The sequence below is a fragment of the Pseudoalteromonas sp. 68 DY56-GL68 genome (assembly GCF_041414825.1).
Classification (GTDB): domain Bacteria; phylum Pseudomonadota; class Gammaproteobacteria; order Enterobacterales; family Alteromonadaceae; genus Pseudoalteromonas.
Genome location: NZ_JAOCZL010000026.1, coordinates 19897 through 29190, shown reverse-complemented (window position 1 = coordinate 29190; position 9294 = coordinate 19897). Strand labels below are relative to the sequence as shown.

Below are 9294 nucleotides of genomic sequence, written 5' to 3'. Positions count from 1 at the left end.
TCCGTTGAAAAATGCCAGTGACCATCGCGGCCTTGTAACTTGCTGCGGCTACTTTGTTGTAGCGTGACATCGGTGCGCTTGTGTTCTGGCACCAAACTTTGCCAAGGTAATAAGTTGGTGATGACTGGATGGCTGTTCAGTCCATCGATGTATTGAATTAAGCAATGCATGCCTGGTGCAGGTTCGTTTAACACACCATGATCAGCGGCTTGGCCTGTGCCTAATGTGACTTGCTGAAATACAGGCACCGCTAATGGTTCGCCTGTTTTAGGGTTAAGCAATTGCACATCAGCGCCTTTGAGTGGCTTAAAGGCACTGCTGATCATCGCTTTGTTTGGCAAATCATAAATACGTTTAATGCGGGCGAGCTGGGGTAAATGCTTACGTTGCCCAAGTTCTGGAAAGTATCGAAGTACTAAGCGCTTTATAGCGTTTTTGACCATCTGATCACCTGTCTATCATCTTGTAATGTTACTTCAGTAATAAACCGCCCATTTAACTTTATACCAGGGCGTAGCTTAGGGATTGCCATAAGCATACCTGCGTTTGAAGCTATTACTTTAATTGGGTGTTCTTCAAAGTCGGTGATTTCAGTGTTTGCCCAGCGTGAGTCGTGCCAGCTACCTGCATACACCTTCCCATCAGGGCGCTGCTGAAATATAAACTGAGGAATACTGAACACATCAGCGCATTGCCTTAGCGCTTCAATCCCTGTGCCATGGTGATAAAATGCCGGCACGGCGGTTTGTGTGTAATCTGCATCAGGATAAACAAACGCTAAACCTGTTTTACTTAGCTCGTCACACACGTTCGCAAAGGTGGCATGACGAATAGCAAAGTTATGGGCAAACGATAAGGCGCCGATCAATTCACGGCACGTTAAAAACCAGCGGCCATTGCTTTGATGTTTTGCTTCAATCACACCTAAAAAATACGGCTGCATAGCATCAATGCTGTAGCCTATGTGCAACTCAACAATCCCTTGTGGCTCATGCTCTGCGACAATAACAAAGCTTGCACGGCCAGTGCTGAACAAATCAAGCTGTGTATTATCACTAACAATGCTTGTCACCTGTGCACCACCAATGGTGAGCACTTTAATTAGCCGGTTACTACTCATGGCCCTTCACTTTGTTCAAACGCAGCTTGTACTGTGGTGTGTCCATCAACGGCTTGGGTTTGGCTGTTTTCTTTAGCCTTACCATCAATTTGCTGCTGATTGCGCTCGGCGGTTGAAAGGACTTCAAGCAACTTAAACGTGACTTGCCACGCTTTAACCTCTTCAAGCTCAACTGCTTTTACTTCATCATTGAACTTCGCTTTACGTATTTTGTACGCTTCTGTGATTTCACTGTTAATGGTGTACTGTAGACGAGCGCCATTTTCATCGGTTGCTTTGGCCTGTGTGATTAACTCAGCAAGTTCAGCATGATCCTTAAAAGGAATTTTTGTATTGATAGTGACCACACCTGGCTTAACCCCTTTATCACCCGACAAGGTAAACGAACCTAACCCGCTCAAGTCATCACTTGGCAACTTAATGCCACAATTAATACGTATTTCATAACCTGGTACTTGCCAGCCATTTAACGTGATCATGCAAAAAGCTCTTTAATTGTTTGAATGTTATCGCCACTGCCAACAAACACGCAGTAAGCCCAATGCATGTCGTTATTACCTAATGTTTCAATTTGCTGTGCAAGTGCTCGCGCACTTTGTGCATTGCTATGCGTTACCGTTAAGTTTGCACCCGCTTGAAAGGTTGTTTCAGTTAGCCGATTATCACGGGCAGCTTTTAACTGCTCGGTGTCAGTAAGTGCCGCATTAATATCTGTAATGAGTTGCACACCTTCGTCGTTCACCAGCTGCTTGCTTTTGTCGACAAAAGCATTAGCAAGCGCAGGCAATGCACAGCAATCATTTACATGCTGCCACTCGATTGATTGCTCTGTTGTAGGCAGACGCATTTTATCGGTATCAAGGGTTGCTAAGCTGCTCGCATGTTGCTGCGCATGCGTAAAGGCTGGCAGCGCACACAGGACATTAAAGGCCGTAAGCTTGCTAGATAAACCAGCTGCACTTGGGGCGCTGCAACTAAGTATGACTGCATTGAATGCGTTAGGTCGTTGCTGCCTTGTTGCATCGTTGATTGCTTTTGCAAGTAACTGACTCCCCGCCGCTGCCGTAATAAGGCTAGGCGTTTGGTAACTGTTTAGGGCAATGATATGAATGCTCTTGCACGCAGCATTCAGTGCCGCCCTGCTTTGTGTATTAAACGAAGCTGGTAGTTCCATAGCGTTACCTAAAAACCGTAAGCAGTGACTTTAACGAGCCGTAAGCCCACACAAAAAACCACATAGGGTATGCTTTCCAACGAGGTACACCGTAGAACGTAAGTAAAATAAAGAACTCGTAATGTGCATTCTCACGACCTGTTTTCAATGCGTAATCATGCCAAATAGCCGCGGGTAAGCCTTTACCAAAGGGATTATGAAACCAGCGCACATACCAAGGTAAGGTAAACCCGTCTGTAACAAAGAACCGGTGCACCTCACCAAACTTAGTTTTGAGTGGCTCAAGTAATTGTGCTTTGCCTGCACTGATAAAGTTAAGTTTTACTTGCATAGCTACACCCTAAATGACAGAGAACTTACGTTCTTTTAGCTCAAAAATATCTTGCTCATAGTCGGTATTGATAAGCGCTTGGTTAACAATCCACACGCCATTGGTTTCAAATTTAAGTGGCAAGGTGAATACACCATCTACCACTTCGGCAGGCATTAATTGAACACGGCCCGTATCAACGCGCTTAAACGGCACTTTGAATTTACGATCAGGGATAGCTAATTTTCCTGTCGCAATCACCGCATCACTTGATTGCGGCACCGTGTATTCGTTTTCGTTGTTTACATACCCCTCAAGCTGCCCTGCAACATTATCGATAATGACAGGGATTAACTGTGTTTCAACAGGATTCAGACTGGCGAGGTAATCATCAACATTGTGATCACTGACAAGCGCTTTAGAGCCAATATAATCAGCAAAGAAATAGGCCTTCCCACCAATATCTACGATACTCTGTTGCTTAAATAACGTGATACTATCGGGGAGCTGTGGTGCGATAGCACCTGATTGAATTAATAATAAAACTTGCATGTCATGTTCCTTCGCTTGCACTTAGCGGAATACGAAAACCTGTTGTTTCATAAAGACAATTAGACGCCCACTCTTCTAATGCTTGTCGAGTGAAATATTTATTCGAGATGTTAGTCATAGCGAAGTAACCATGTTGCTCTTGCATATCCGACATAAATAGATCTTTTGATACTTGCGTAAGCCCTCCTGAAAACATATTCACTGCAAAGGAGTGGCTGGTACGCAATGGCGTCTTTCCTGCTTTTGCTGTTGTCATATCTAAGTCAGGGTTAATGCCAAATAAAATGCTGCAAATATCATATGTGTAGCCGCCACTGCTTGACGAACCGATTGATGAACCGATTAGCGATAACGAACCATTGAATAACGCAATGCCTGAAAAATCTTTGTCGGTCGATGTAGAAGTTGGATTACTTCTTAACTGCCTCACTATGCCGACCTCTGGTATGTCATCCGTTTTTGTGAGGGTATTTAAGTCAACCAGCTTTGATGCGCTTCGCGTATTATTCGAATACAAGTGAGTACAGTATAAAGTGCCATCTTCAAGTATACCGAAACTCGATATCAACTCTGTATTTTCGTATGCAGTAGGGCTCACTACTGCCGTCATATCAATCAAGTTAACTTTTACAATTCTGTGATAACTAGAGCTATTTTCATCAACAAGGCCAATAAAGTGCGGCACACCATCAATCAAATGTATGATTGAAACGCTTCCTTTAAATGAAACATTATTTCGCGGTAAGTCGTTTCTCAATAATACCCATCGAATAGAGCCGTCTTTGTTGTAATACCGAAGCCCTGTCGCATGTATATCGATATAACCACCTAGCGCATCATAAACGTTTGGATAAGTTCGTGATGCAACTGAGCCAAATGTATAACTCGCTGCTGTTGTTGCATCATAAATGTATGCTAAACGCTCATTTTCAGGCCATGGCAATAACTGCGTGGTTCTATGTAAGAACTCCCCAGCTTTAAACCCATCGTTGCGCTGCTTAACAATGCTATCCATTTAAAACTCCCATACATCATCTGCGGCGTTATAAACAAACACCCGCTCGTTTTTATCATCAGCCACGATGTTCACTTGCACATCAACCGCACCATCTTCTAGACGCTTAAACTTTGTTGCTTTGCCCTCTGCGATTTTTAACACTGGCTCACCGTTACTTGCTCGAACTGAAAACCAATCCCCATCTTGTAATTGGGTTTCGTCTTTACGAGTAATTGGCGCCGCGAACTCTGCGGCTTTTAACGAATAACGATTAAAAACAGTGATTGGCCCCTCTGGTTTAAAGGGTAAATTAGTGATGTAGTCTGTTTTTTCTAGGTATTGCGCATGTGTGTGGACATCAAATTCAGACTTACTAACAAACTCCCCCACTTGCACTTGCCAGGGCAACGCGCTTAACGTGATATTTAAGTCATCAGCAATGTTTTGGCTTCGCCATACAATGCTTTTCGCGCTGTAGTTTCCATAAACCTCAGCACTCGTTTTTGTTTTACTTTGTCGTGCAGTCGTGACCACCGCGATAAGAATTTGCTCATTATTCGCCTTGGTCGCAACGGCGCCATACCAGTTATAGTCAAAGTCGCCGACGTCGTAGCCCATCACGGCACTGATCACCACGGCATTACCATCGATGCGCGATACCGCTTTAACAGGTTCACTGTGCACAATGTTTGCTGGGATCACCGTGTTTGGGTCTATTGGCGCGGTTTCGTCTTGGCCATCAATATTCGCAAACACAAAATGCGTAATGTTTTGTACTTCATCACCGGCGAATACGGCGTTGCGATAATCTAAGCCCGCATTGGTTATTTGTAATTGACTCACCCTGTTACCTCTTGATCATATTCCACAAGGCCAATGGCATCGGTTGTATTGACCGTTGCCATCGCGCTTAAAAAGTAGCGGCGGCATGTTCTGCCATACTGCTCGATGACTTCATTAACAAGTTGTTCTTTGCCGCTAAACTCATCTTCTAACATGGCAATTTCCACCATATCCCAATCAAAGCCTGGTACGCGCTCATTCACTTGGATATAACCAAAACCAAGACGCTTAAAGATCCGCTCCATGCCAACATTTGAGCCAGCATCAGTGGCATTGGCAAACGCATGTTTTACACGCAAGCCATAAAGTGCGGCTGATTCACCAGGTAGGCGATTGATAGAGCGTTCCCATGCAAGCAAGTCTAAAATAGCGGTTTGTGCTGTTTCGCTGTGTTGCTGCTCAAGCCACCAAAATAGATAGCTCTCAACTTCCTGCCAGTAACTTTGCGCAACCTTTGCCAGTGCTTCTGCATCTTTGCCGCTCAACCAACTAGGTAATTGCGGTACTAATTCATCATGCATTCGTTAGCACCACACTGTTGATTGCCGGCAACCATAGCTCGCAGTTAATATCTGCATTGTCGAAACGGATTGTCTTAAGCTCTCGAAACTCTGCGTGTAATTCGCTGGCGAGCTGGCTAAAACTAAATAATGTGTTGGGCCGACATCGAGTGACATGCTTGTAAGCCGCGTTTTGTCTGAATGCTGCACGAATAAACTGCTCAATGTCGGCACGACGATCAGCGGTATTGGGGTGTTGTTGATAGTTCGCGACAATATCAAAGGGCTGATAGTTAATTGCATAAACCTGCAAATCATCGCCACTGCCGTGATTACCTTCAGCAATGTGATTGTTAATTTGGTTCAATAAAGCCGTGCTGATTGCACCTACATCTAAATACACATAGGCATTTGCACTACCTGGCCCCCGTGGTGCGTTCTTTTCAAATACGATGTTATCAACTGAAATACCCGTAAAGGTTGAAATAATAGAGCGATACACCGCATCAACGTGATAGCTGCCTAGAGACGAAAATGCATCACGTATACGCAACCGATAGTTATCATCTGTTTCAACGTCTTGCCCTGCTCTGGTTAGCCAATCAGTCTTATTCGTAGCTGTGAGGTTTTCAATATCTGAGATAACACGTACATAGTAACCCGCGGCTAAGTTGTAGCTTTGCCCTGTCTGCTCAGCCTCGACTGACACAGTGTGTGTTGCTTCTCCCGCAGCAAAGGTTTGATCAAATAACGTCACGACACGATATACGTGCCCGTTGATCGGTAAGCTCTCTATTACTGTGCCTTGGGGGATCACTAATTCCGTGTCGGTATCTGTGCGTGTAAATTCAATCAGTCCTTTTGCTTTTACCGCAGGCAACTTAAAGGTTTTACGCGATTCGCCGTGTTGCTCTAACCACTCATCACTGGCAAGCATAACAAAGGAATTAGGCATTACCTTTGTGATCAAGCTATCGATAAGCTGTCGTGCAGGCTCAACCATGATGGATTTTTGCAAACGAAAAAACGGGCTAAACGTGCTTGTGTTGTTAACCGAAAACTCACCTTGCTCAACATGCTTTTGCCACAGTGCGTGCAGTTCTTCATCCGTGACAGGAATGCCCGCGGCTTGAAGCTCTTGCTTAAATAACGTGGTGTAGTCCATTAAATGGCCCCCTCAATCGTGTGAGCGGTGACACTAATTTCACCTGTCAGCTGCTTTATCACTTTGATGGTGCCTGGCTTCAAACGCTGATCTTGCTCCACTATCAACTCTATCTCCGTTAAAATTTTGGCAACGATGTTGTTATTACGAAGGCCAATGAGCTCAACCAGTTTGCCGCTTTCAATAATGCGGTGCTTAATATCCTGTGCAATCACATCGCTATTCGTTAGCTGGCTAGGCACGGCAAAGCTATCAAGGGCCAAGTCCTGATCAACAATGTTTAAATCAATATTGATAGTTGTCATTAGCCTGTAAGCTCCATCATTGTTTCAATACTGTTTAATGGGTCTTCAGACTTAACCGTTAAATTATCGATGTAGACACGTTTACTGTTATCCGTTTGACGCGAATTGTCTGTGTTGTTACTTGTTGCTAGGCTTTGCAAATACGCTGACTTTTTCACACTTGGCTTATAGCTTTTACTGTGTTGTTGGGTACTCAGTTGCTCAACGCTGTTAGCATTGGTGTGTACTGCGTTAGTAACTGCCTGATCTGTTTTTGCTACTGTTTGGCTAATATGACTGTTCAGGCCAGATAACTCGGCTTGTTTTGCATCAAATACAGGCGAATTAGCAGCGTTAGTAAAATGGTTAGCTGAAGCATAGTTATTCGTAACGGTACGATTAGGTATAGCAGCGGCATTATCAATAATGCGTTTGCCATAGTCGCGGCTATAGGCCTGATCCGCATGCTGCATAACTAAGTTTTTTGGTTGGCTGCGATCAATGCTTTCATAGGCTGATACCGCTTCTGTTCTTATTTTTGCTTCGGTATCATCAATAAGACCAAGCTTTTCAAGTAACCACTTAACACTGTCAATCACGTAATCAAACGATGCTTTCACATTCACAAATGCTTGCATGAGTGCTTGACCCCATGCCGTGTTTTGGAATGCGGCAACAAGATCATCCCAGTAATAAATCAGCGCAGCCACGGCGGCAACCAATGCGATAATACCTGCAACAACCCATGTAACAGGGTTTGCCCACAGTGCAGCATTAAATAACCATGTGGCGGCTTTACCTGCCAACATCACGGTTTTAAACGCACCAAACGCAATCGATGCAGCGGCGACTGTCGCAATAAGTGATAAGAATCCCAGTACACGTAAAGCAATCAACGCCCCTTGCCAAAGCTTAGTCAGTAAGGTTAAACCACTGGTGAGTGCAGCGGTTGATACAAGCGCCATGCGATAAAGGCCCATTGTGAAAATAACCAACCCATACACGGTGATCAGCGCAATAATGCCCACCACAGCCGTTGCTATCACACTGGATAAAACAGGAAAGCGCTCAGTCAGGGAAACGATATATGCAAAGCCAGCGGCGAGTTGTTCAACAAATGGTTCAACCACAGGTAGTAAACGATTGCCTACCGCGGTGGCTGCGGCATTAAACGAACCGACTAAACGATCCCACGGGCTGGCAATAATGTTTGCCATTTCCGCGGCTTTTGACGCATCTTGTACATTTTCAAAGGTGTTAATGCCTGCTTTGAGCTTATCAACTTTGGTACTCAGTACGTCGATTGCTTTCGCGCCCTGCTTACCAAAGATTTGTGTCAACACATCACCGCGTTGTACAGAACCCAATGAGGATAAGCGTTCATTGATACGCCCTAACACCACATCAATCGCCAACATATCACCATTATCAGCGGTCAGTTTAATGCCCAGTGCGTCTTGTGCTTTGCCAATGCCCTGTAGTAACGAGGCGGCTTGCGTGCCTGCCACCGAGCCTGATTTAGCAACCAGCTGTAATTCACCCACTAAGGCAAATTGCTGTGCTGAGCTTAAGCCAATATTGGTTGCCGTTGCCCCAAGGTTGGCAAATGCGGCTTGCATTTCAGCACCGGTGGTTTTATATAGTTGTACCGCTGTCGCTGTTTGGCCTGCAATTTGATTTACCCAATTGGCCTTCCCCATTTTATTGGCGGTTTGCTCAAAAATACCGTACATGGTGCCCATGTAGCTGGTGATTGTTGACGCGTCCGCTTTGGTCGCCACAGCGAGCATGTTTGATGTTTTCGTAAACTCAGATAATTCATCACCATTTAAGCCCGCAATCGCAGACTGAATGTCATAAGCGCTTCGCACAAACTCTGCGGAGTTACCGCCAAATTGAAAGCCAAACTCATAGGAGGTTTTAGTCAGTTTTTGTAGCGCATCATCGGCAACACCCAATGATTGTACTTCACCCAATGCGGCCACATGATCAATGGCGGGATTTAAAGAACGAGCCAGCGCAAAACCGCCCGCGACAGCCGTTGTTGCACCGCGCATCATTTGATCTTGCGAAGCTCGTGCTTGGCTGCTCAGCTGGTTAATTTTAGCCATGACTTTATTAACCGGCCCAGTGACTTTATCAATGATGCCGATTGAATAAGTGAGCTTATCTAACTTGCTGAGGGTTGCCATTAATCGCCGCCTATTGCTGTACAAATACCGTTGTTTACGGCTATTGCTAAGTTCTCTTGTTCACTGGTGTATAAGTAAAGAGCCTGTGCCAAGCTTTCATCCGTTGGGGGGATCACGCCAAAGTATTTAGCGTGATACGCCAACAACTGATCAAGTC

The 9294-nt window shown here is 44.9% G+C and carries 12 protein-coding genes and 1 pseudogene; all 13 read right to left on the bottom strand.

Translation table 11 applies throughout. From position 1 onward, the window contains the following. Window positions 1-443: pseudogene (locus NYF15_RS21590) on the bottom strand (hypothetical protein); the annotation flags it as partial. Further along, a complete protein-coding gene (locus NYF15_RS21585) occupies window positions 425-1120 on the bottom strand; it encodes a hypothetical protein (RefSeq protein WP_371353291.1) in 696 nt (231 codons plus the stop codon). The gene NYF15_RS21585 and the pseudogene NYF15_RS21590, both read right to left, overlap by 19 nt. Then, window positions 1117-1599 (bottom strand): hypothetical protein, encoded by a 483-nt coding sequence (locus tag NYF15_RS21580; protein WP_371353292.1) that lies wholly within the window; start codon window positions 1597-1599, stop codon window positions 1117-1119. Before NYF15_RS21580 ends, NYF15_RS21585 begins: the two co-directional genes overlap by 4 nt. Then, window positions 1596-2294 (bottom strand): hypothetical protein, encoded by a 699-nt coding sequence (locus NYF15_RS21575; protein WP_371353293.1) that lies wholly within the window; start codon window positions 2292-2294, stop codon window positions 1596-1598. Before NYF15_RS21575 ends, NYF15_RS21580 begins: the two co-directional genes overlap by 4 nt. Before the next feature lie 4 nt (window positions 2295-2298). Next, the gene (locus NYF15_RS21570; protein ID WP_371353294.1) at window positions 2299-2625 is read right to left on the bottom strand and encodes a DUF1353 domain-containing protein; all 327 of its coding nucleotides are present in this window, start codon (window positions 2623-2625) and stop codon (window positions 2299-2301) included. 9 nt (window positions 2626-2634) lie between these two features. Further along, window positions 2635-3156, bottom strand: coding sequence for a hypothetical protein (locus tag NYF15_RS21565; protein WP_371353295.1), 522 nt, complete (start codon window positions 3154-3156; stop codon window positions 2635-2637). A 1-nt stretch (window position 3157) separates the two neighbouring features. Next, on the bottom strand, window positions 3158-4171 hold the full coding sequence (locus NYF15_RS21560) for a hypothetical protein (RefSeq protein ID WP_371353296.1): 1014 nt from the start codon (window positions 4169-4171) through the stop codon (window positions 3158-3160). Then, window positions 4172-4996, bottom strand: a complete 825-nt coding sequence (locus tag NYF15_RS21555; protein WP_371353297.1) for a phage tail protein — start codon at window positions 4994-4996, stop codon at window positions 4172-4174. Beyond that, entirely contained in the window at window positions 4993-5517 is a 525-nt protein-coding gene (locus NYF15_RS21550) for a hypothetical protein (RefSeq protein ID WP_371353298.1), read from the bottom strand. The genes NYF15_RS21555 and NYF15_RS21550 overlap by 4 nt, the downstream gene beginning before the upstream one ends. After that, window positions 5510-6661 (bottom strand): baseplate J/gp47 family protein, encoded by a 1152-nt coding sequence (locus tag NYF15_RS21545; RefSeq protein WP_371353299.1) that lies wholly within the window; start codon window positions 6659-6661, stop codon window positions 5510-5512. The genes NYF15_RS21550 and NYF15_RS21545 overlap by 8 nt, the downstream gene beginning before the upstream one ends. After that, window positions 6661-6966, bottom strand: coding sequence for a DUF2590 family protein (locus NYF15_RS21540; RefSeq protein ID WP_341803336.1), 306 nt, complete (start codon window positions 6964-6966; stop codon window positions 6661-6663). Before NYF15_RS21540 ends, NYF15_RS21545 begins: the two co-directional genes overlap by 1 nt. Beyond that, on the bottom strand, window positions 6966-9137 hold the full coding sequence (locus tag NYF15_RS21535) for a phage tail tape measure protein (protein ID WP_371353300.1): 2172 nt from the start codon (window positions 9135-9137) through the stop codon (window positions 6966-6968). Before NYF15_RS21535 ends, NYF15_RS21540 begins: the two co-directional genes overlap by 1 nt. After that, complete coding sequence (locus NYF15_RS21530) at window positions 9137-9283, bottom strand: hypothetical protein (protein ID WP_371353301.1); 147 nt, start codon at window positions 9281-9283, stop codon at window positions 9137-9139. The genes NYF15_RS21535 and NYF15_RS21530 overlap by 1 nt, the downstream gene beginning before the upstream one ends. Between the last annotated feature and the right edge of the window lie 11 nt (window positions 9284-9294).